This window comes from Mesorhizobium sp. M2C.T.Ca.TU.002.02.1.1 (genome assembly GCF_003997225.1).
Genome location: NZ_RZTO01001287.1, coordinates 1 through 1,045 on the forward strand (window position 1 = coordinate 1; position 1,045 = coordinate 1,045).

The window sequence follows — 1,045 nt, forward strand, 5'->3', positions numbered from 1 at the left end:
GCCTAAGGCTGAAAGCCGCAAGCATCTAAGGCGCGTCGCGATCCTTCAGATTCGCTCCATGCGCTCTAGGTTTTTGATTCTACGCATGTCTTTATCCCGAAACCGGTTCCCACTTTCGGGAGACATGCTTTAGCCGTCGCGGACGACCTTTCGGATCGGCAGGTCGCCGAGCAACGCCGAACAATCGATCTCCTCCTGGAAGTGCGCCTGCGGATCGAGCACCAGCCACGAGGCGTGGGTGCGAAGGTCCTTCAGCCTGGCGTTCTTTTGTGCGCGCGCCAGGCGCTCAGCCTCGGCAAGCGAGGCCTGAAAAGGCCTTTCGGCCTTGTGATGATGAGGAATCCTCGACATCGCGGCGGAAAACGCGCCTGCCCGCTTTTCGTTCCGCGCTAGAATGCCCGCCCCGCGCGCATCCGTTAAATTGCGCCGTGTCTCGAAGGATATCGAACGTGGGAGGCCGAATCGGCGGTTGGGGTAGCCCGGCCTGCCTTGGCGGTAAAAGAGTACGGCTCTTTGACAGGCAGGCCGGGCTAAAGCGCCGACCATTGGGTTTCCTTGGGGGGAGCCGGCGCAGGGATAGAGTGTCCATTTCCCGTTGCGCCCGCAATTGTTGCTGAGGTCCTATGCGCCAACGCAATGGTCCGACCGGGCGGCGTCAATGAAATCCATCCGGCGCCGGAGCGCCCGAACGTCAGGCCCGCGTGGGACGGCTGCCTTTTTGCAGTGTTCTTTTGACGAAAAGCTCGGCGTGCCGCGCCCATTCCGCTTCCGCGACACCGTTCTCACGAACAGACTGCTTGAAAGCCTCCCGCAACGCCTCGAGCTCAAAAACCGACAGCCGCTGATTTCTTCTATGTTTTTTTGTGCCGGCGTCCATACCGCGTTGCCAAGACCCGCATGGTTTTAGCCCATTATATATGCGGCGGTCGTTCGACCCATCAACAGCTTGGCCCTGACTTCTTTTGGGGGCAAATCTTGGCGCGACTCCAGCGGCTTATACCGGGATGGAGCGGCCGGTAGGGGCGCAGGGTTACGAGCCGGGCCA

At 60.6% G+C, this 1,045-nt stretch carries 2 protein-coding genes; both read right to left on the reverse strand.

The annotated features are described in order from the left end of the window. Window positions 1–129: 129 nt before the first annotated feature. Window positions 130–546, reverse strand: a complete 417-nt coding sequence (locus tag EOD07_RS37975; protein WP_164772905.1) for a hypothetical protein — start codon at window positions 544–546, stop codon at window positions 130–132. A gap of 145 nt (window positions 547–691) precedes the next feature. Next, a complete protein-coding gene (locus EOD07_RS35535; RefSeq protein ID WP_127238446.1) occupies window positions 692–877 on the reverse strand; it encodes a hypothetical protein in 186 nt (61 codons plus the stop codon). Window positions 878–1,045: the final 168 nt, after the last annotated feature.